Origin of the sequence: Mycolicibacterium hodleri (genome assembly GCF_025822245.1) — a bacterium.
Taxonomy (GTDB): Bacteria; Actinomycetota; Actinomycetes; order Mycobacteriales; family Mycobacteriaceae; genus Mycobacterium; species Mycobacterium hodleri.
Map to the genome: position 1 here is coordinate 78,440 of NZ_JACKTL010000070.1, position 21,192 is coordinate 99,631.

General features: G+C 66.4%; 19 protein-coding genes, 1 tRNA gene and 1 pseudogene. 12 read left to right on the forward strand and 9 right to left on the reverse strand.

Going from position 1 to position 21,192, the window contains the following annotated elements; all coding sequences use genetic code 11:
- Positions 1-7: 7 nt before the first annotated feature.
- A complete protein-coding gene (locus H7J06_RS29375) occupies positions 8-2,539 on the forward strand; it encodes a DUF4118 domain-containing protein (protein ID WP_264043086.1) in 2,532 nt (843 codons plus the stop codon).
- Positions 2,536-3,243: a response regulator gene (locus tag H7J06_RS29380; RefSeq protein WP_264043088.1), complete on the forward strand. Its 708-nt coding sequence runs from the start codon at positions 2,536-2,538 to the stop codon at positions 3,241-3,243. The genes H7J06_RS29375 and H7J06_RS29380 overlap by 4 nt, the downstream gene beginning before the upstream one ends.
- A gap of 51 nt (positions 3,244-3,294) precedes the next feature.
- Here H7J06_RS29380 and H7J06_RS29385 read toward each other — a convergent pair whose 3' ends face one another.
- Together H7J06_RS29385 and H7J06_RS29390 are read right to left on the reverse strand one after the other, a co-directional pair.
- Positions 3,295-4,032, reverse strand: coding sequence for a type III PLP-dependent enzyme domain-containing protein (locus tag H7J06_RS29385; RefSeq protein WP_264043090.1), 738 nt, complete (start codon positions 4,030-4,032; stop codon positions 3,295-3,297).
- Positions 4,033-4,322: 290 nt separating this feature from the next.
- The gene (locus H7J06_RS29390; protein ID WP_264043092.1) at positions 4,323-5,081 is read right to left on the reverse strand and encodes a type III PLP-dependent enzyme domain-containing protein; all 759 of its coding nucleotides are present in this window, start codon (positions 5,079-5,081) and stop codon (positions 4,323-4,325) included.
- 256 nt (positions 5,082-5,337) lie between these two features.
- Here H7J06_RS29390 and lysA point away from each other — a divergent pair, with 256 nt between their 5' ends.
- Positions 5,338-6,741: a diaminopimelate decarboxylase gene (gene lysA, locus H7J06_RS29395; protein WP_443678425.1), complete on the forward strand. Its 1,404-nt coding sequence runs from the start codon at positions 5,338-5,340 to the stop codon at positions 6,739-6,741.
- A gap of 16 nt (positions 6,742-6,757) precedes the next feature.
- Here the strand turns inward: lysA and H7J06_RS29400 are convergent, their stop codons facing one another.
- Positions 6,758-7,885: an alpha/beta hydrolase family protein gene (locus H7J06_RS29400; protein ID WP_264043140.1), complete on the reverse strand. Its 1,128-nt coding sequence runs from the start codon at positions 7,883-7,885 to the stop codon at positions 6,758-6,760.
- Positions 7,886-8,070: 185 nt separating this feature from the next.
- Here H7J06_RS29400 and H7J06_RS29405 point away from each other — a divergent pair, with 185 nt between their 5' ends.
- From H7J06_RS29405 to H7J06_RS32510, 3 genes and pseudogenes are all read left to right on the forward strand, one after another.
- Positions 8,071-8,460: a hypothetical protein gene (locus H7J06_RS29405; RefSeq protein ID WP_264043094.1), complete on the forward strand. Its 390-nt coding sequence runs from the start codon at positions 8,071-8,073 to the stop codon at positions 8,458-8,460.
- Positions 8,460-8,531: pseudogene (locus tag H7J06_RS32505) on the forward strand (hypothetical protein); the annotation flags it as partial. The gene H7J06_RS29405 and the pseudogene H7J06_RS32505, both read left to right, overlap by 1 nt.
- 296 nt (positions 8,532-8,827) lie before the next feature.
- Positions 8,828-9,055, forward strand: coding sequence for a hypothetical protein (locus H7J06_RS32510; RefSeq protein ID WP_264043142.1), 228 nt, complete (start codon positions 8,828-8,830; stop codon positions 9,053-9,055).
- 347 nt (positions 9,056-9,402) lie between these two features.
- On the opposite strand, the gene H7J06_RS29420 is transcribed toward H7J06_RS32510, so the two are convergent.
- The gene (locus H7J06_RS29420; RefSeq protein WP_264043096.1) at positions 9,403-10,278 is read right to left on the reverse strand and encodes a hypothetical protein; all 876 of its coding nucleotides are present in this window, start codon (positions 10,276-10,278) and stop codon (positions 9,403-9,405) included.
- Positions 10,279-10,892: 614 nt separating this feature from the next.
- Here H7J06_RS29420 and H7J06_RS29425 point away from each other — a divergent pair.
- From H7J06_RS29425 to H7J06_RS29440, 4 genes are all read left to right on the forward strand, one after another.
- On the forward strand, positions 10,893-11,561 hold the full coding sequence (locus tag H7J06_RS29425; RefSeq protein WP_264043098.1) for a nucleotidyltransferase domain-containing protein: 669 nt from the start codon (positions 10,893-10,895) through the stop codon (positions 11,559-11,561).
- Positions 11,561-11,956: a hypothetical protein gene (locus H7J06_RS29430; RefSeq protein WP_264043101.1), complete on the forward strand. Its 396-nt coding sequence runs from the start codon at positions 11,561-11,563 to the stop codon at positions 11,954-11,956. Before H7J06_RS29425 ends, H7J06_RS29430 begins: the two co-directional genes overlap by 1 nt.
- Positions 11,957-12,298: 342 nt before the next feature.
- Positions 12,299-13,516, forward strand: coding sequence for a hypothetical protein (locus H7J06_RS29435; protein ID WP_264043103.1), 1,218 nt, complete (start codon positions 12,299-12,301; stop codon positions 13,514-13,516).
- Positions 13,513-14,739, forward strand: a complete 1,227-nt coding sequence (locus H7J06_RS29440) for an SNIPE associated domain-containing protein (RefSeq protein WP_264043105.1) — start codon at positions 13,513-13,515, stop codon at positions 14,737-14,739. Before H7J06_RS29435 ends, H7J06_RS29440 begins: the two co-directional genes overlap by 4 nt.
- 95 nt (positions 14,740-14,834) lie before the next feature.
- Here H7J06_RS29440 and H7J06_RS29445 read toward each other — a convergent pair.
- From H7J06_RS29445 to H7J06_RS29465, 5 genes are all read right to left on the reverse strand, one after another.
- Positions 14,835-14,908: transfer RNA gene (locus H7J06_RS29445), tRNA-Ile, on the reverse strand.
- 65 nt (positions 14,909-14,973) lie between these two features.
- Positions 14,974-15,699, reverse strand: coding sequence for a class I SAM-dependent methyltransferase (locus H7J06_RS29450; protein WP_264043106.1), 726 nt, complete (start codon positions 15,697-15,699; stop codon positions 14,974-14,976).
- A 43-nt stretch (positions 15,700-15,742) separates the two neighbouring features.
- Complete coding sequence (locus H7J06_RS29455; RefSeq protein WP_264043107.1) at positions 15,743-16,567, reverse strand: carboxymuconolactone decarboxylase family protein; 825 nt, start codon at positions 16,565-16,567, stop codon at positions 15,743-15,745.
- Positions 16,568-16,575: 8 nt separating this feature from the next.
- A complete protein-coding gene (locus H7J06_RS29460; protein WP_264043108.1) occupies positions 16,576-17,946 on the reverse strand; it encodes a TldD/PmbA family protein in 1,371 nt (456 codons plus the stop codon).
- Positions 17,943-19,466 (reverse strand): TldD/PmbA family protein, encoded by a 1,524-nt coding sequence (locus H7J06_RS29465; RefSeq protein ID WP_264043109.1) that lies wholly within the window; start codon positions 19,464-19,466, stop codon positions 17,943-17,945. The genes H7J06_RS29460 and H7J06_RS29465 overlap by 4 nt, the downstream gene beginning before the upstream one ends.
- 30 nt (positions 19,467-19,496) lie before the next feature.
- On the opposite strand from H7J06_RS29465, the gene H7J06_RS29470 reads away from it, so the two are divergent.
- Positions 19,497-20,369, forward strand: a complete 873-nt coding sequence (locus H7J06_RS29470) for a carbohydrate ABC transporter permease (protein WP_264043110.1) — start codon at positions 19,497-19,499, stop codon at positions 20,367-20,369.
- On the forward strand, positions 20,356-21,171 hold the full coding sequence (locus tag H7J06_RS29475) for a carbohydrate ABC transporter permease (protein ID WP_264043112.1): 816 nt from the start codon (positions 20,356-20,358) through the stop codon (positions 21,169-21,171). The genes H7J06_RS29470 and H7J06_RS29475 overlap by 14 nt, the downstream gene beginning before the upstream one ends.
- The last annotated feature ends 21 nt before the right edge of the window (positions 21,172-21,192 follow it).

A 21,192-nucleotide genomic window follows, 5' to 3' on the forward strand; every position in this document is an offset into this window, starting at 1 on the left:
TCCGGACATGACCGGCGTGGCGAACCCTCGGTACAAGGCCAAGCGCGGCGAGTTGCGGATCTATCTGGGGGCGGCCCCGGGCGTCGGGAAGACCTTCGCGATGCTCGGGGAAGCCCGCCGCCGCCTCGACCGCGGCACGGACGTCGTGGCCGCGGTCGTGGAGACCCATGGCCGCAAGAAGACCGCGGAGATGATGGCTGGAATCGACCTGATTCCGCCGCGCTTCGTCGACTACCGCGGTAGCAGGTTCGCCGAGCTCGACGTGGAAGCGGTCCTGGAACGACGACCCGAGGTGGTTCTGGTCGACGAGCTCGCCCACACCAACACCCCCGGCAGCAGAAATGCCAAGCGCTGGCAGGACATCGAGGAGTTGTTGGCCGCCGGCATCAGCGTCGTCACCACGGTCAACGTCCAGCACCTTGCGAGCCTCAACGACGTGGTCGCCCAGATCACCGGAATCGAACAGCAGGAGACCGTACCGGACGACGTCGTGCGCGGCGCGGATCAGATCGAGCTGGTGGACATCTCACCGGAGGCGTTGCGGCGGAGGATGTCTCACGGCAACGTCTACGCGCCGGAGAAGGTCGACGCGGCGTTGTCCAACTACTTCCGCCGAGGCAACCTCACCGCACTCCGGGAGCTGGCACTGCTGTGGCTGGCAGACCAGGTCGACGCGGCGCTGGCGAAGTACCGCGCCGAGAACGAGATCACCGATACCTGGGAGGCCAGGGAACGCGTCGTCGTGGCCGTCACCGGAGACAGCGAATCCGAGACCCTGGTGCGCCGCGCCTCCCGCATCGCCTCCCGCTCCAGCGCCGAACTGATGGTCGTGCACGTCGTCCGCGGTGACGGTCTGGCAGGTGTCTCGGCTCCGCAAATGGGCAAGGTGCGCGAGCTCGCCACCAGCCTCGGCGCCACCATGCACGCGGTGACCGGAACCGACGTCACCGCCGCGCTGCTCGACTTCGCCCGCGAGAACAACGCCACCCAACTGGTCCTCGGCACCTCACGGCGATCCCGCTGGGCTCGCATCTTCGACGAGGGCATCGCTGCGCGAACGGTCCAGCACTCCGGCAAGATCGACGTGCACATGGTGACCCATGCGCAAGCCGCCCAGGGCATCTCGCTGCAGTCCCTGGCACCGCGGCAACGACGGATGCTGTCCTGGCTGGCGGCGATCGTCGTGCCCTCCGTGATCTGCGCGCTCACCTACGTCTTCATCGACCCCTACCTCGGCATCGCCGGTGAGACCGCCCTGTTCTTCGTCGGCGTGCTGGTCGTCGCGCTCCTCGGCGGCGTCGCCCCGGCGATGTTGTCCGCGTTGCTCTCCGGACTGCTGCTGAACTACTTCCTCACCGCGCCCCGCTTCAGCTTCACCATCGCCGAGCCGGACAGCGCCGTCACCGAGGTCGTCCTGCTGGCCATGGCAATCGCCGTCGCCGTCTTGGTCGACCGGGCCGCCAACCGCACCCGCGAAGCCCGAAGCGCGTCCCAGGAGGCCGAACTGCTCAGCCTGTTCGCCGGCGCGGTGCTTCGGGGCGCCGACCTGGAGACGCTTCTCGAGCGGGTCCGCGAGACCTATCAGCAGCGCGCGGTCAGCGTCCTGCGCAGCGGATCCGGCATCGTCGCCTGTGTTGGCGAGAGTCCCTGCGTAACCGTGGATTCCGCCGACACCGCGATCGAGGTTGGCGACGACGAATTCTGGATGCTGCTGGCAGGACGGCAATTGGCCGCGCGCGACCGCCGCGTGCTCGGCGTCGTCGCCAGACAGGCCGTGGGCCTCATCAAGCAACGCGAGCTCACGGAGGAAGCCGGAAAGGTGCACGCGATCGCCCAGGCCGACGAACTGCGCCGCTCACTGCTGTCGGCGGTCAGCCACGACTTGCGGACCCCGCTGGCCGGTGCCAAGGCCGCCGTGTCGAGCCTGCGTGCCGAGGACGTCGGCTTCTCCCCGGAGGACACGGCCGAACTGCTGGCCACCGTGGAGGAGTCGATCGACCAACTCACCGCACTGGTTGGCAACCTGCTGGACTCTTCCCGACTGGCCGCAGGGGTCGTGTCGCCCCGGCTGAGCCGCGTCTACCTGGAGGAGGCGGTGCAGCGTGCGCTGGTCGGGATCGACAAGGGTGCCACCGGATTCGCCCGCTCCGCGATGTCCCGGGTGAAGGTCGAGGTGGGCGACGCCGTCGTGATGGCCGACAGTGGACTGCTCGAGCGGGTGCTTGGCAATCTCATCGACAACGCCCTGCGGTACGCGCCCGACAGTGTCGTCCGGATCAATGCCGCACGTGTCGGTGACCGTGTGCTGCTCAACGTCGCCGACGAGGGACCCGGAATTGCCCGCGGCACCGAAGATCAGGTGTTCGAGCCGTTTCAGCGGCTCGGCGACTTCGACAACACCACCGGTGTCGGTCTCGGGCTCTCGGTGGCGCGTGGTTTCGTCGAGGCGATGGGTGGCACGGTGCAGGCCACCGACACCCCCGGTGGTGGGCTGACCGTCATCATCGACCTCGCCGCGCCGACGGAGAACGAGCGGTGACGCCGACGGCAGCCACGGCCAAGACGACGGTCCTGGTGATCGACGACGAGCCCCAAATCCTACGCGCCCTGCGCATCAACCTCTCCGTCCGGGGCTACGACGTCGTGACCGCCGCGACCGGTGCCGCTGCCCTGCGCGCGGCCGCCGACCGGCGCCCCGACGTCGTGATCCTCGACCTCGGACTGCCGGACATGTCCGGTATCGACGTGCTGGCGGGCCTGCGAGGCTGGATGACCGCGCCCGTCATCGTCCTTTCCGCGCGTATGGACCCCACTCAGAAGGTGGAGGCGCTCGACGCCGGGGCCGACGACTACGTGACCAAGCCGTTCAGCATGGACGAATTCCTGGCCCGGTTGCGCGCTGCGGTCCGCCGCGGCGCGGCGGCGGCCTCCGATGGCGTAGAGCCGGTCGTCCACACCGCTGCCTTCAGCGTGGATCTGACTGCCAAGAGGGTTACCAAGCAGGGGAACAACGTGCACCTGACGCCCACCGAATGGGGCATGCTCGAGTTCTTGGTCCGAAACCCGGGCAAGCTGGTGGGCCAGGAGGAGCTCCTCAACGAGGTGTGGGGTCCGAGTCACGGCAACCAAACGCACTATCTGCGTGTCTATCTCGCCCAGCTGAGACGCAAACTCGAAGACGATCCCTCGCATCCCAAGCACCTGCTCACCGAAGCCGGAATGGGCTACCGCTTCCAACAGTGAGATTGTGTGCAGAACCACCCATTTGGGTCCTACTCCCCCCGACTGTGCTGATCAGCCGGCCACCATCAGTCCGTGCCGACGCATGCGGCGCGCGTCCCGCGTGGCCGGGCTCACCGTCGCGATCAACGGGGCCAAGGTGACGGCGGGTCGCTCGAGTTGCCACCGCTGGCACCCCTCGCGCAGGGCATCGTCGACGGCGTGGACGATCGACTCCAGTTGCGGCGCCTGGTCGTTCAACCAGACATCGGTCGATCCGCCGCTGAGCATCATTCGCTTGATCGGCGACCCGCACGTCTTCATGAGCGCCGAACGGCACAGCAGTCGTTCCGCTGCGGCCGCCCACTCCACCGTGCCGGCGGAGTCGTCGACGTCAGCGTGCAAGCCGATCACCTTCAATCGGCGATCGGCGATCACCAAGGGCGACTGTTCGTCGAGGTAGATGTACTTCGTCCGCTGGGCACACTCGCCCAGTCGTGCGATCTGCGGGGGCGTACGCACGATGAACCGAAAGACCCCGAGGTTCACTGCTCTGCGAATGGGGCCAACGTCCGGGCCGCATCGAAAGACGACCTGTGTGGGACGAATGCCGCTGTACTGCAACAGGTCCAGTTCGTCGTCACCCTGCGCGGTCACCGTGACGCCATGGGTGCGCACCCATGCGGCCAGGCTGCGGTCGCTCAACGCGGCGGTGGGAACTCCGTAACCAGCGCCGGAGATGACGTGCCGCACGAGCTGAATGGAGGTGTGTATTCGGGGTGTGTCGTCCGCAGTGTCAAGCGCAAGTGTCATGATTCAGGTCTACGCCGAATGTGGCCCGTCGTATCGAGTCCATACGTACCTCTGACGTCACCCGCACGAATCCTTACGGGATGTTGATCCGCCCCGGTGTGCCGGCATTCACGACCTCGACGTTCGGTCGTCCTGCGGACGGACGCCGACGTGTCCGGGCTGCTCCATCGGCACGACGGTTGAGGTAGCGGCATACCAGGAGGACGGAGGCTGGCAGGGCCATCATCTGCAAGAGCTCGAACAGGTTTGACATGGAGGTCCTCAGATCGGCGAAGGTTGGTTGCGGTGCGCTATCGCGGCGCGAGCGTCAACGCGGGGCGCGGAAAGTGGTACCGGGCGCAGGCGTCGTCGAACGCGTCGTCGAGCTCCGCAGCCAATTCACGCAGAACGCATGGCGCAGTCGTCCTGTCGGACAGGATCGCACCGCCGGACATACTGATCCGGGTGAGGATGACTCCGCGCTCGCGGCGAACGTGCGCCATCCGGGAGATCATCTCGACGGCCGTCTCGGCATACGCGGAGCGGCACGCGTCACGCCTCAGCCGGGCCTGAAAGCCGATGAGATCGATTCGGGGCCGGGCTAGTACCGCATCGACGGCGTCGTCGACGCAATCGGTGGTGACGTCGAGCATCACCCGCGGGGGTCGACCGACGCACGCCTCCAGAACGCCCACCTGTCGGCAACACGTCAGGACGAGGCGTCCGACGCCGGCGTTGACCGCACGCCGGATCGGTGCGGCGGTGATCCCGTCGTCGTGCATCACGATGCGCTGTGCCGGGATTCCTGTGGCCAGGGCGAGCACCAGTTCTTCACAGGAGCGTGCGTCGACCGAGTGTCCCCGCTTCTTCACCGCCTCGGCAACCGCCGGTAGGCGAAGTGCCTGCGCGGCAACGGTGATGCCCGTTCGCGGAAACACAGCGCGATACTGTCGGTAGCGGCGAAGTACGTCCTGCGCGGTGACGGGTTTCGTGGTTCGGTCCGCCAGAAAGCCACCTGCTGGTGACGCGACGTCGTCGAGTGCGGGATGAAACAACGCGAAGATGGTCACAGGACACGCTCCTGGCTGGGCCGCGTTCTGCGGCGTCAGTCAACTACTACGCCCGACCAGCGCGGCAAAACCATTCCCTGACGATCTCCATACGCACGGGTAATGAACTTTGACGAGGTGTTGACGCGCCGCACCTCGCGGTGCGCCAAACCGTCGACGGCGCGTCTCGGTGGTCGGGCGTTAGGAATCGACCTGCGGCCATATGAGGATCGTCAAGGTCGGGTCCAATGGGTTGCGTCGCAGGCATCCTCGAGCAATGACACTTCTCGATCACCTGCCCCCGATGCGTCTCGCCCACCCTGATCGGGCGGTGTGGCCGTCAAGCAGTGCGGTGGATTCCGCCGGACGGCTCTGCGTCGGCGGCATACCGCTGACGTCCATCGCCGACGAATTCGGCACCCCGTCCTACGTCATCGACGAGGCCGACTTCCGCGGCCGAATCCGGCACTACCAGTCGGCATTGCGAGGATTTCGCGTGGTGTATGCCGGAAAGTCGCTCTTGACCACGACGGTGGCGCGGTGGGCGGCCGAGGAAGGCTTGGGCCTCGACGTGTGTTCGGCCGGGGAATTGGCGATTGCGCTGGCCGCCGGGACCGACCCGGCACGGATCGTGATGCACGGCAACGCAAAGACAGTCGACGAGCTGAGCGACGCCGTGACCGCAGGGGTGGGCACGGTCGTCGTCGACTCCCTGACCGAGATCTCCCACCTCGCGGGCGTCGTGCGCCGGCCACAACGCGTGCTGTTGCGGGTGACACCCGACATCGACGTCCACGGCCACCGCGCGGTCAACACCGGGGTGGCCGACCAAAAGTTCGGTTTCACCTTGGACGACGGGGAGTTCGGCGACGCGGTCGACCGGATTTCGCAGCACCGACTGGTGACCTTGGTGGGTCTGCACTGTCACCTGGGGTCGCAGATCGCCGACCCGACGCTCTACGGCCGAGCCATCCACCGGCTGGTGCCGGCGATGGCAGAGATCCGCGCCCGCCACGGTATGACGTTGGGCGAGCTGAACATTGGCGGCGGCCACGGGGTGCCATACCTGGCGGGTGAGCCCGAGCTCGACCTGCGGGCCCTGTCGGTGACGGTTGCCCGGGCGCTGGCCGAGGCCTGTGCGGCCGAAGACTTCCCGCGCCCGAACCTCGTGGTCGAGCCGGGCCGGGCGATCAGTGCCCGCGCCGGGGTCACCGTGTACCGCGTCCAGACGCTGAAGAGTCGGCCCGGTGGCCGGACGTTCGTCGCGGTCGACGGTGGGATGAGCGACAACCCGCGGGTGGCGCTGTACGGCGCGAATCACACTGTCGCGCTGGCAAATCGGCATTCGACCAGTCCTGTCGCGCCGGTGACGGTCGTGGGCCGCCATTGCGAGGCCGGCGACGAGTTGGCGCGCGACGTGCTGTTGCCGGCCGACCTGCGTCCGGGTGACCTCTTGGCGTTCGCCTGCACCGGGGCCTACAACCACAGCATGGCCTCGACCTACAACTCCGTAGGCCGGCCACCTGTCGTCTCCGTCGCCGATGGTCACGTGCGTGAACTCGTGCGACGCGAGACCGTGGCCGACCTGTTGTCCCGCGACCGTGGAGCACCTGACGTCGGTCGTGCACCGACACGTTCGCGGGATTACAGCGGATGCGCGGCGTTGCTCCACGGCGAATAGGTGACGCGGCGCGCACTCATTCGCCGGAGGCGAAGACGTCGCGCAGGAACGGCGTCGAGTCGACCATCGATGCGAGGACGGTGCCGCTGTGGTCTTCGTCGGGGTAGACGTGCAGGGTGACGTTCTGATTGTTGGCGACGAGCTGGTGATAGAACGCCAGGGTCGACTCTGGTGGCACGTCACGGTCGAGGAGGCCTACGCCGAGGAAGATGGGGCGGTCGAAGCCGGTGGACGGCGTCCCCATGAACGCATCCAGCGCATCGGCCATACCGGGTATCGAGTTCAGCGGTGCGGTGAAGAAGGCGGCCGGCGTCAGATCGGAGAGTTCCTCGGAAAGTGGTAGGGCGCAGACGGTTTCGGCACGGTCGGCAGCGTCGCGTCCGGCAGGACTGAGCACGCCGTCGACGCCGAGGTCGGGCCGCGCCTCGCGTAGCGCGGCAAGGATGTAGGCGGTGTAGGCGTTGGCGATCGGCCCCAACTCGGGCACCTGGAAGTCCGGGCCGGTCTGGTAGACGAGCTTGTCGATGTTGGCGGGGGTGCCGGTCGCCACCACGCCCCGGTAGTCCAGCCCGGTGCCCCGGCTGAATTCGGTGGCCCAGCGCGCGCTGCTGACGGCGGCGCCGCCGCCTTGGGACTGCCCGACGATGGCCCATCGCGGCGACAGCGGCAGTCCCATGTCGTGGGCGGCGATCACGGAGTCCACGACGCCGTGGGCGGTGGTCACGCTGTTGAGGTAGCTCATCAGGCCCGGCGTTCCCAAGCCGGCGTAGTCGCTGGCGACGACGGCGTAGCCTTCGCCCAGCCAGTGCGAGAGATACTCGTCGTCGCGCGGGGTACGCGGCAGCGCCGACGGGGTGCAGTCGTCGCCGAGGCCGACGGTGCCGTGCGCCCATGCGACGACCGGGAACCCGCCCTCGGGTGCCGGGCCGGGCGGCAGGAACACCGCGCCGGTGCTGACCGCGGGTTGGCCGTGCTGGTCGACCGTGGAGTACAGGACGCGGTAGGCCGGGCCGGCGCCGCTGAGTGACAGCGCGGGCTCCAAGGGCACCGACTCGATGGTTGTCCCCTGCGGAGGTATCGGGCCGGCGAACGCGCGCGCGTCGAGCCCCGACCAGGTCGGCACGTCGGCGCGAGCCGGGGCCATCGGCAGAACCGAGAACGCCACCACCAGCAGCACCGACAGCCCCGTCACACATCGCCTCGAACGCATGGCCAGAGTCAACCAGACGCCCTCACGCAGGAGGGTCACGAACCCTTCACCCCGCGCAACCGCCGCCTGTTCGCTTCGATGGCGACACTACGCAGCTAAGTGTCGCCATCACTGACACCATGGCGACGGTTGGCCCGCTCACCTACGAGACGTTGCGCTGGACGCCGAGTTCCGAGAGCCAGTACTCACGATCCCGCCGAGGCGGTCCCTACCAGGTGGCGATCCCCCAGTCGATCGCCGAAGCGAAACTACCCGGCGCGAAGGGAAAGACGAACGCCGAACTCGTCGTCGCCAACACCGCTGCCATTACCGCGGCGATCGCGCCGTCGGACACCGTCGACGCCGCAGCCATTGAGGCGATGCACGCCGCCCTGATGGGAGGTCAGCAGCGCCACACCCCGGGTCAATGGCGAACCGAGCAGGTCTGGATCGGCGGTGGCAACAGTCCACTGTCGGCACAATTCGTCCGCCCGGTCACACTCGCGTGCCCCCCGCCGTCGACGACCTGATGACCTTCGTCGCGCGCGACGACGTCCCCCTACTCGCCCAGATTGCCGTGGCCCACGCACAATTCGAGACCATCCACCCGTTCACCGACGGCAACGGTCGCACCGGCCGCGCCCTGGTGCGGGCCATGTTGCGCAACAAGGGCCTCACACGAAACGTCACGGTGCCAGTCTCCGCGGGGCTACTCGCCGACACCGACGGATACGTCGTCGCGCTCACCGCATACCGCGAGGGGACGCCACGCCCATCGTCGAGCGGTTCGCCGAAGCGAGCGCTCGGGCGACCGCCAACGGCCGGCAACTGGTCGCCGAACTGCGGGAGCTTCGGGCGAGCTGGACCGAGACGATCACCGCGCGCGCCGACTCGTCGGTGTGGAAGGTCGCCGACCTGCTCACCCGGCGCCCGGTCGTCAACGCCGTGCTCGTCCGCGAAGAACTGGGTATTCCGACGGACCACCCACGCCGCTATCTCGGTCGGCCGACTGAAGCCGGGATCCTGGTCGAGTTCACCGACCGGGCACGCAACCGTGCGTGGCGCGCACCCGAAGTGCTCGCCGCGCTGGATGTGTTCGCCGAGAGAGCCGGCCGGCGGGGGTGACGGTTGAAGTCCGCGACACGGTCTACTGCTCGGCGGAGACCCCGTGATCCTTCCTCAACTGCGACCGGCTAGGCACGGAGTCCTGGTAGGGCGACTGGGACTTGAACCCAGGACCAACGGATTTACGATCTGCGGTCCTTGGACGGTCCGGATGGTCCGGATGGTCCTCGTTACCCATTGCTACACAACAGATTTGGACGCAATTTCAGCACTAGCGATTCCGAGCGATTCCTGCCGAATCTTGGACATATCCGCCGAATAAGCGTCGACCGCCTGAGAGCGTCTGTCGTGCTGGCTGGCGTATCAGGGGTTGCCGTCGAAGCCGCGAAAACTGAACATTCCCATTGTTAGCGATCGACTTCGACGACTCTGCCTCTTATCGCCCAACGCGGACCCACAGGCTCTGTGGCAAGCAATTCGCCGGCGACACATCGATGGTCGGCGGGGTCCCACTTGACGCCGTCGCGGTAGGGCGATACGAGGCGGGGCGAGACTCCGAGAACGGCACGGCGTTGATCGAGCAAGTGGTTCTCGATCTCGGCTGGCTCCGCCGAAATCAGGGAAGCGACTCGTGCTGCCGCGTCAGGCAAAACCGACGTGTCAGTGTGCGCCTGGAACGCACTAATCACGCCGTCGAAGACACCCTTCACCAGGTTTCCCATAATCGGTTCGCGGCCGACCGGCGGCCTCAAGTCAATCTCGACGGCGAACGGAGCATCCTGTGGACATGCCCGATCGGCCAAATCAATTTGCCCGCGCGACAGGGCGAGCCAGACCTGTGACAGCTTCTTCTCGCCTGCGAACTCGCCGAGATCGATCCAGTCGAACGAGGCGAGCGTTCGGGTCGACCGCCAGTGATCGAAAGTGCCCGAGCACTGAGCAAGCGCATAGCGGTAGGAGATTGGATAGGTGCCACCAGACCGAGCGGATGGCACCCCCTGGCCGTGTTCGAAGCGGATTCCGTTGCGCCCGGCGCCTTTGAACGAGCCGATGTTGTAGAGCATGAGGTTCTCGACGTCGGCATTGGAAGCCTTAGCCCCGAAGAAGGTCGCGTGCAGGACCTGCTCAGATGACGGGTTGAGCTCACTGCATCGGGCCCTAATCTCGTTTCGTAGGTCCTTCTGCCACTGCGGCCCCAGCTCGAAACGGATGTAGTCGTCAGCCCATGCCTCGACCACAGGAGTGCTCTCGGTCGGTCCGTGAATCTCGTAGCGTGCCGTCATGACCTGAGCCCTAAGCGGCGACTCGGCGGGTCTGGTTGCAGCTGACCGGGCCCCAACGCCACTGGGGCAGCATGTACCGCACGGGTCGATCGACTGTCCCACCGTCTCGACCGCCCACTGCTCGACGTCGGCTCGAAACTCGGCGCAGACCTTCACGTAAGGTCCGGTCCAACTGCTCCCCATGGGAGTGCGATTGCCGATAGTCCGGCAGCTGGCCGCGTGCAAGCGCGCTTGGCTCGTGTTGTGACTGCGCGCAATGTTGATCACGTGGCCCTGTTGATTTGCAGCGAGCCACGCCAGGTAGCCGCTGTCGTCGTCGCGGAACTCGATGCACCCTGTCATGGCACACATTCTGCATCTGACGACCGACAGCCGATCGTGCATGGCCCAACGGGATAGAGAAGACGACTGCCATGAGTCCGCCATGTACCCGAACAGCATGAAACGGCGCCGGAGAGGATCTCCGGGGGCCGTTCCTACTGGTAGCGGGTCGTGCTGGCTCGCGCCTGCGACAGGGTGCGCGAGACGCGACGACCGGTTGGCGCGCGCTGACAGCCAATGCAACTATAGTTGCGATACTCCAACTTTAGTTGGAACCGAGGGAGGTTTCGGCGATGCAATTGAACCGGCCGTTCGCCACCGTGACGCCGACGTTGGACGGCGACGTCCTGGCCGTGCTGGCAAACAGCGACGTGGCCTTCACGATCGCCCAGATCCAGCGCATCCTCACCACCGCATCAGGCGAAGGCATCCGCAAGGTCCTCACCCGACTCACCGCCCAGGGTGTCGTCCTCCACGATCAGGTCGGAAGGACCAACACCTATCAACTCAACACCGAGCATCTCGCGGCCGAGCCAATCATTGCGTTGTCGCGGATCACGACGACATTCTTGAACCGTCTCGAACGGCATCTAGAGGGGTGGGGCGATGCCCTGAAGTACGCGGCGGTGTTCGGATCAGCCGCGACAGGCCGGATGACCCTGGACAGCGACATCGACCTTCTCTTGGTACGCGCCTCCGACCCCGAAGACCAAAGTGAAAACGAGGATCCGGACACGTGGGATCAACGGGTAACGGAACTTGGACGCTTGGTCACCGCGTGGACGGGTAACGACGGCCGCGTGGTCGAGTACACCGAGAATGAGATTGGCGAGGCAGCCGCGGCCGGAGAGCCACTGCTCTCTGACGTGGCGCGAGAAGGCTTGACGGTGGCCGGTACACGGGCGTGGCTCAGCACGCAGCTCCGGCCGATTAGTAAGGGTTCGAGAGAAAGGGTTGTTTGATGGCTGCCACGCGTGAGTGCAATTCAGCTGTCACGGCGGGGCGGCTGTCCAAGGCTATCGAGTTCTTGGATGCAGCGGAGTCTTTGGAAGAAGACAAGCCCAACGCGGCAGGCGATTTGTTCGTTGACGCCGGCATTGCCGCCTCCGATGTCCTCTGTTGCGTCCGGCTCGGGATCCACTCGTCCAGCGGGAGCCATAATGAAGCCGCCAGCCTTCTCAGTAAGGCGGACAAGGGATCCGAAAAGCATTTGATCGCGTTGCTCGGCTTGAAGAACAAGGCGGCCTACACGCACCAGTCGCTGTCGGCGGCCGAACGCAAGAAGATGAACCGCGCAGCATCACATCTCGTCGAGGCCGCCAAAAGGGCCGTCGCCGCAGCAGGCCCCGCAACCTGACACGGGGAACACCGGCCCTCCTGCCGCCCACTCGGAACGTGCGGTGGCCGACTGCCGATGATTGATCCAACTTGCTCTTTCCACTCACCCGCGCGGCCACAGAGCTTGGGACGCCTTCGCCACAGAAGCCGGTTACGCGCCGCTGACGAGCAATGCGACCCGCGGCGAGCACACAAGTCAGCGTGCCGGCTCGCCACTTGAGACCACGGTTGGGGGAATCGCCTGCCGAGTACGGTCGAATCACTTTTCTGAGTTTGCCGTGATCGAGATTCTCCGTAGGTAGCATCCGGAATCGTGGGGAGACGGCGGGGATTCTTTGCAGAATTGCAGCACCAACAACGGATGGCGGAGCAGCGTCAGCGGAGAGAGCACGCCGCGGCTCTGCAAGCGCACGACCGCGCCGTTCGTGAGGCAGACCGAGCTCAGCGGGAGTACGAGCGCGCCGTCGCCGCCGCGGACCGCGCAGCAACTCACGCGCAGAACGTGGCGCGAACAGAGGCCTTGAAAGCCCACCAACGGGCGCAACGTGAATATGCTGAGTCCCTGACGGCACAGGCCCTCGAAGCGTTCGAAGAGGTTGATTCCATTCTCGCTGCCACTCTCGCCGTCGATGACTACGTGGACATCGATGCATTGAAACAGACCGCGAGCCATCCACCGTTCCCCCGCGAGGACCTGAAGAAGCCGACTCCCCAGCCTCGGCTCGAGAAGCCCCCCGCCGAGCCAGCGTTCGTTCCGCCGCCTCCGCCAACGGGCATGGCGAAAGTCTTCGGTAAGAAGGCACACGCGGAAGCAACGTCTGCCGCACATGCCGCGTGGCAAGCGGAACACCAAGCGTGGTCTCACTATGTCCAGCGTGTGCTGCCCGCGAAAAATGCAGAGCTGCTCAAGCAGCATGCTGCCGCAGAGAAGCATCGTGGCGAAATGCTTACTACGGCCTTGGCCAAATACCGGCGCGAATGCGATGAGCGCGAACGTCAGGTAGCTCAGACCAACGCGGGCCTGGACACGTTCAAAAAAGCCTTCCAGTCCGGCGACGCTGACGCCCTCGTTCAGTACGTAGGGCTGATACTCAGCAACTCCGCCTATCCCGAGATCTTCCAGGTGGACTTCGAGTACGAGTTTGATCCCGAGCTTGGGGAGCTCACGGCGGCCGTCATCGTTCCGCCTCCGTCGGCGGTACCGAAGATCAAGGCTTTCAAATATGTGCCAGCGTCTGACGAGATTCGGGAAACAGCGTGCACCCAGAAGGAACAGAAAGACCGTTACAACGGCGCCGTTGCCGCCGTGGCGATAAGGACCTTCCATGAGGTCTTCGAAGGGGACCGAGAGGGTCGGATCAAGACAATCTCGCTGACGGTACAGGCTGAAACCAGCAACCCAGCAACGGGTCTCGCCGACACCTTCCCATTCGTAGCCGCCGCTGCCGACCGTCACGAATTCATCCGATACGACCTGCGCAACGTCGACCCGTCGCAAACGCTGGAACTAATGCACGCCGCGGTCTCAAAGAATGCCTTCGCACTGAAGCCAATCAGCACAGCGCGTGGCATTCGATGACTGACCCGATACGACCCGAACCCGTCGATCTCGTCCGTGAAAACCGCGAACTTCGGGACAAATACGACGAGGCACTCGAACGAATCGAGATGCTCGAGCGAGACGTCGAGGCTTTACATGACGTAGGTGTATACACCTACCGCCACCCGCTCGAGAATGCCGTGGCGTATCAAGAAGCGCTCGATTCGATCAAGGCGAGCATCCGGCAGCACATTGCCGAGGGTCGAGCCATCGAGGTGTCTACGAGGTTCACGTTCGACAACTCACTTGCCAAGGGCCGCAAGATGACTGCGGACCTCGCCAAGCTCATGTTGCGCGCCTACAACGCAGAGGCTGAGAACTGCGTTAGGTACGTGAAAGCGGGCAATCTGGCGGCGGCTGAAAAGCGCCTGACGGGCGCCGCATCATCGATAGCACGCTACGCATCGATGATGGAGATGCACATCAGCGAAAAGTATCACGCTCTGCGTCTCCGAGAACTCGCCTTGACTGCCGATTACCAAATGAAGGTTCAAGAGGAACGCGAGACCGCCCGGGAGGAGCGCGCCCGACTCCGCGAAGAACAGCGTGCAGAGAAGGAACTGCGAGCCGAGAGGGAACGCCTCGAGAAGGAACGCGCCCACTACGCGGCCGTCCTCGAGGCCCTGGCCGGAACCGGACGCGACGACGAACGGTACGGGTTGCAGGCCAAGATCGACGAAATAGACGGTCGGATCGCAGACAACGACTACCGCACCGCCAACATTCGCGCCGGGTACGTCTACATCATCAGCAACGTCGGTTCCTTTGGACCTGGCATCGTCAAGATCGGAATGACACGCCGACTCGAGCCGATGGACCGGGTGCGTGAATTGGGCGACGCCTCCGTCCCATTCGGCTTTGATGTCCATGCCCTATTCTTCTCCGATGACGCAGTGGGCGTCGAAACTCGGTTGCACCATACGTTTGCACCACAGCGCGTCAACCGGATAAATCTGAGACGCGAGTACTTCTATGCCACGCCAGGTGAGGTCAAAATCGCCTTGGCCGAGATTGCCGGCAACCTGCTCGAGTTCGCCGACGAAGCAGAAGCCGAACAATACCGCGCAAGCGAGGCGATGCGGGCGTCAGAAGCGGGCGGTACGGCAGGGACCGGCGCGAGACACTCTCTAGAGCGTTTGATGCAGGGCAATGCTCCACACGAACGTGTCCATGACACAGGACAGGTACATGGCCCGAGGTAGGAGCCATATCGAGGTCGCCGACCTGCTCGACCGGGCCATAAACGACGAATAAACGTCGACTCGAGATTTTCGATCTTGAAAAACAGCCTCTGACGTAGGGCGACTGGGACTTGAACCCAGGACCAACGGATTATGAGTCCGCGGCTCTAACCAACTGAGCTATCGCCCCCTCGCGCTCGCGCGCGGCACCCATGATTGCACGGCCCTTTCCGGCCGAGAATGCGGGAGCGGGGTTCAGCGGGGCGCGTCGGCCAGGAAGGTGTGGACGATGTCGCGCTGCCATCCGGGCACCGTCTCGCTGACGGCAGAGGCGAAACCGGCGGCAATCAGGCGCTTCCGCAGCGCCGCCGCCCCGTCGAAGGTCGCGACGCTGCGCCGCAGGTGGCGATACAGCGTGGCGTCCCTGGTGCGATACCAACCCATCGGAATGATGATGCCCGTGCACACCGCGTTCCAGACCGCGGTCGCCAGCTTCGAGTCGGCCACCGAGTACTCGTGCAGCGCCAGCGTCGCCCCCGGCCGCAGCAGGGTGCGGAATCGCCGCAGTTGGGCGTCCGAATCGGCCAGGTTGCGCAGCAGGTAGGCCGCGAGGATCCCGTCGAACGGCCCGTCCACGCCGGCGGCGGCCAAGTCCTCGATGGGGGTGTGCACGAAGGTCACCGTCGCCGGCCACGACTTCGCCGCGGCCTGGGCCAGCATGCCCGCCGACGCGTCGACGGCGACGATCTCGGCCTCCGGGGCGGCGTCGAGCAACGCTGCGGTCGACGCACCGGTTCCACAACCGGCGTCGAGCAGCCGAAGCCCCCTGCCCCCGTTGGGAATTCGCATCCGACGCGCGGACATCCTCAGGTGCTCGTGATATCCCGGGTTCGCGCCGACCAGTCGGTCGTAGGAGGGCGCCTCGACGTCGAAGGTGCTCGGCACGACCGCCCTGGGCAGGCCGGAGGAGTTCATGCTCATGTCGGCCAGTATGTCCCATTGCGCCGCGAGCAAACCCGAACCGTCAGCTGTAGACCGGTTGACCGTCCATGCCGAGGAGGTACCGCTCGGTGCCCTCCTCGACGCGCGCCGCGTCCGCCCCGAGCGCGACGGCGATCTTGTTGGCCGCGTTGCGCATGACGTCGAGCGTCAGCTCCAAGGCCTCGGCGTCGGAGAAGTGTTCCCGCACCCCGGCCGCCACGTCGGCCTCGATCGACGACGGCGTCCAGATCAACGCGTCCATGTAGCGAAGCGCAGCCTTGTGCCGCGCGGTCAGCAGACTGGACGACTCGTACTGCTCGATGTCGGAGTACAGCGACTCCGTCCCGCCCGCGTCGAGCGCCGCGCCTTCACGAAGCGACTTGCAGAGCCGGCAGTCGTGCGCGACGGCGCCGCGTAGCCGCACCACCTCGGAGGTGACGGGGTCCAGCGCGCGCAGGGCGCCCACGGTGGGGACGAACTGGTTGAGCAGCAGGTCCAGCGGATCGGAGTCGCGGTCCCACACCACCGGCTCGACTACGGGCGCGAAGCCCAGCGCGGCCAGGCCTGCCCGCACACGCGGCACGAAGTCGGCGACGAAGATCAGCGCGACCACCTGAAAGGCCTTGTCGCCCAACGACGACAGGTAAGCCGAGCGTTGCTCGGCACTGATCACCGACACGTCGACGGCAAACTGCTCGGCGAACGCGGCGAGCAGTGGCTCGTCGTCGGCCTCACGCTCCGCCGGGAGCGGCGGCAACGACGTGGCGCCCGCACACACCGCCCGCACCAGCGCGTTGCGGCCGGCCACGGCCTCCGGTGAGAGCGCCATCAGCCTGGTCAGCAGTCCGTACAGCCGGTCGTCGTCCATGCCGGTGATTATTGCGCCTGACTCACCGAGGACATGTGGAAGTCGGGAATGCGCAGCGACGGCATCTTCGCCCGGGTCGCCCAGTCCCCCCATTCGCGGGGCAGGGTGACTTCGCTGACGCCGGCCTCGGTGGCCCGGCGCAGCAAGTCCAGCGGGCTCTCGTTGAAGCGGAAGTTGTTCACCGCGCCGGTCACCTGGCCGTCTTCGACGAGGTACACGCCGTCGCGGGTCAGACCCGTCAGCAGCAGCACCGTGGGGTCGACCTCGCGGATGTACCACAGCGTGGTCAGCAAGAGTCCACGCTCGGTGCGGCGGATCATGTCCGACAGGCTTGCCCACCCGCCCGTCATCAGTAGGTTGTCCGCGGGGATCGCCACCGGGACGCCGAACTCCGCGGCCGCCGCCCGCGGGTAGGCCAGCGCGTTGATCGTCCCGTCCCTGATCCAGTCGACCCGTTCCACGTCGAGCCCGTTGTCGAAGACCGACATCCGCTCAGAGGAACTGGTCGCCGCCACGAACGGCGCACACTCCAGACCTGCCGCCGCCGGATCGGAGTACAGCGTCAGCCCCAGCTCGCCCAGCTTCTCCCCCACCCGGGTCCCGCCCGGCGCCGACAGGGCGGTGCGACCCTCCTGCGCACCACGACCGTCCATGGTCCAGGAGAGGTAGATCATCATGTCCGCCACCGTCGACGGCGGCATCAAGGTCTCGTAGCGACCCGCGGGCAGCTCCACGGTGCGGTTGGCCCAGCCCAGCCGGGTCGACAGCTCCTCGAGCATGGAATCCGTTGGCACATCGACGAAGTCGGGCGTACCCACGCCGACCCACGCGCTGGACCCGCTGCGCTTGGCGTTGACTTCCACCGAGCCGGTCGGCTGGGTGAAGCGTCGCCGCAAGCCCGTCGACGTCGCGACGAACGTCGTGTCCAGCTCGTGGCGCGCGAAGCCGTACAGCTGGTCGGCCCCGCGGAACCCCTTGGCCAGACTCTTGGCCACGCCGGCGAAGACGTCGGTGGCGGTCTCGGGCACCGGTGCGTCCCAGTCGTCGGGCACGTCCTCCCCGGACAGGATTGGCGCACCGTCGCGGGCCTCCGGCGCCGAGCGTGCGGCGTCCTGCGAGGCGGCGACCAGACCGGGGATCGCCGACGCGTCGACCTCACTGGACTTCACCGACCCCACGTGGGCGCCATTGCCTTGCCGCACAACGGAAATGACCGTGGTGTCGCGGCTGCGCGTTTCACCGTTGGTGGTCATGGAGTTGCCCGCCCACCGCAGCGAGGCCGTCGCCCGGTCGGTGACGACGACGATCGTCTCGTCGGCTCCGCCACGACGGCTGGCCTCGGCGAGGACGAGACCGGCCACGTCGGATGCGCTGATCATTCCTGCCGTCCTGATTCTTCTCGCGTGTTCAACACGTTGATCCCCCGAAACAGCGCCGACGGGCACCCGTGGCTGACGGCGGCCACCTGGCCGGGTTGGGCCTTGCCGCAGTTGAACGCCCCGCCGAGCCGCCACGTCGACGGGCCGCCGACCGCCTCCATGGCCCCCCAGAAGTCCGTGGTGACGGCCTGGTACGCGACGTCGCGGAGCTGGCCGTCGAGGCGTCCGTCGCGGATTCGGAAGAACCGTTGGCCGGTGAACTGAAAGTTGTAGCGCTGCATGTCGATCGACCACGACTTGTCACCGACGACGTACACGCCGTCCTCGACCTTGGCGATCAGGTCCTCGGTGGTCGTGTCCTCCTGCGCCGGTTGCAACGACACGTTGGCCATCCGCTGAATCGGCACGTGATGCGGCGAGTCGGCGTACGAGCAGCCGTTGGACCTGGCTTCGCCAAGGCGAGGTGCGAACACCCGGTCGAGTTGGTAGCCGACGAACACCCCGTCGCGCACCAGGTCCCACTTCTGGGCGCGCACCCCCTCGTCGTCGAAACCCGTGGTCGCCAAACCGAAGTCGACGGTCCGATCGGCCGTCACGTTCATCACCGGGGAGCCGTAGCGCATGACGCCCAGCTTGTCGGGGGTGGCAAAGGACGTGCCGGCGTACGCGGCCTCGTAGCCGATGGCCCTGTCGTACTCGGTGGCGTGGCCGATCGACTCGTGGATGGTGAGCCACAGGTTGGTCGGGTCGATCACCAGATCCGTCGGCCCGGCCACCACCGAGGGCGCCTTGGTCTTCTCGGCCAGCAGCGACGGCAGCTCGGCGAGCTCACCCGACCAGTCCCAGACGTCGTCGCCCGCGACGTACTCCCAGCCCCGCGCGGTCGGTGGCGCCAACGTGCGCATGGTCTCGAACGAGCCCGCCGCGGCGTCGACCGCCACCGCGTCGAAGGTCGGCTGCACCCGGACCCGCTGCTGGGTGGTCGACGAGCCGAACGTGTCGGCGTAGAACGTCTGCTCCTTGACGGCGTGCAGGGTGGCGGACACGTGGTCGACGCCGTCGGCGGCGAGCAAGCGGCCCGAGTACTCGTCGAGCACCGCGATCTTGTCGGCGGCCGGAACGTCGAACGGGTCGACGAGGTAGTCCGACACCCACGTCACGTCGGAGTACACCGGCTCCGGGGCCAGCTCGATGCGTTCGGCGTTCAGGGGGGCCAGGGTGGCGGCGACGCGGACCGCCCGACGTGCGGTCTCGGCCGCGACGGTCGGATCCAGCTCAGCGTGCGAGGCGAAGCCCCACGTGCCGTCGACGATGACCCGGACCGCGAGCCCGACCTGCCGACTGATGACCGAGGTCTCCAGCTCCCCGTCGCGCAGCTGCACGATCTCGGTGGTGATGCGGTGAATCCGCAGGTCTGCGTAGCTTGCGCCGGCCGCCGTCGCCGCCGACAGTGCTGCGTCGGCGAGCTGGCGACGCGGCAGCTCGAGGAAGTCGGCATCGACACGTCTGCGCGCTGTCACGTCTCCACCGTAGTGGCACATAATGACGCCGTGGGTCGCCAGCGGTTTCGCAACGCCGTCACGGGTTACGCGCTGCTCGCACCCAGCCTGTTCGGCGTGGTGACCTTCCTGCTGCTGCCGATCTTCGTCGTCCTGTGGTTGAGCCTGCACAGCTGGGACCTGCTGGGCCCCATCCGCTATGTGGGCCTGGGCAATTGGCGGTCGGTGCTCACCGACGCGACGTTCGGCACCTCGATGCTCGCCACCGCGGCCTTCATCCTGCTGGTGGTTCCGCTGCAGACGGTGCTCGGGCTGTTCGCGGCGACCCTGTTGGCCAGGAACCTCCCGGGCAGTGGTTTCTTCCGCACCCTCTACGTGCTGCCGTGGATCTGCTCCCCGCTGGCGATCGCGGTGCTGTGGAAGTGGATCCTCGCCCCCACCGACGGCGCGGTCGGCACCGTCCTCGGTCGTCCCGTCGAGTGGTTGACCGATCCCACGCTGGCGCTGCCCGTCGTCTCGGCCGTCACGGTGTGGACCAACGTCGGGTACGTGACGCTGTTCTTCCTCGCCGGCATTCTCGCCATTCCCCGCGACATTCACAACGCCGCACGCACCGACGGGGCCACCTCCTGGCAGCGGTTCCGCTACGTCACCCTGCCGATGTTGCGGCCGACGCTGTTCTTCGTGCTCGTCACCGGAATCGTCAGCGCGGCGCAGGTTTTCGACACCGTGTACGCCTTGACCGGCGGCGGACCGCAGGGCCGCACCGATCTGGTCGCACACCGCATCTACGCCGAGGCGTTCGGCGCGGCGGCCGTCGGCCGGGCGGCGGTGATGGCGGTGGTGCTGTTCGTGCTGCTGCTCGGCGTGACGCTCGTGCAGCACGTCTACTTCCGCCGCAGGATCAGCTATGACCTGGTCTAGGAACGCGGCGATCTACGCGGCGCTCGCCATCCTGGCGGTGGTCACCCTGCTCCCGTTCGGGCTCGGCCTGCTGACGTCGTTCACCTCGGCCCGCCAGTTCAACACCCAGTCGCCGTTGTCGGTGCCCTCGCCCCCCACGTTGGCGAACTACCTCGGGCTGGCCGACGCCGGCTTCGGCCGGGCGATCGTGGTGACGGCGCTGACGACCGCCGTCGTCCTCCTCGGCCAACTGACCTTCTCCGTGTTCGCCGCCTACGCCTTCGCGCGGATGGAGTTCCCCGGCCGCGACGCGTTGTTCTGGGTCTACGTGGCGACGCTGATGGTGCCCGCCACCGTGACCGTGGTGCCGCTGTACCTGATGATGGCCGAGATTGGCCTGCGAAACACGTTCTGGGCCTTGGTGTTGCCGTTCATGTTCGGCTCGCCGTACGCGATCTTCCTGTTGCGGGAGTACTTCCGGACGATTCCCACCGACCTGATCCGCGCCGCCAGGATGGACGGCGCCACCACCCTCGACGTCATCGTGCACGTGGTGCTGCCCGCGAGCCGGCCGATTCTGGTGACCCTCGCGCTGATCACCGCGGTGTCGCAGTGGAACAACTTCATGTGGCCGCTGGTCATCACGAGCGGGCCGACATGGCAGGTGCTGACCGTGGCGACCGCGGGCCTGCAATCCCGCTACGACGCCCAGTGGACGCTGGTGATGGCCGCGACGACGGTGGCCATCGTCCCGCTGATCGTGTTGTTCGTGGCATTCGGCCGCCAGATCGTCGGCTCCATCGTGGTGACGGGTCTCAAGTGACGCTACAACCGCCATCGAGAG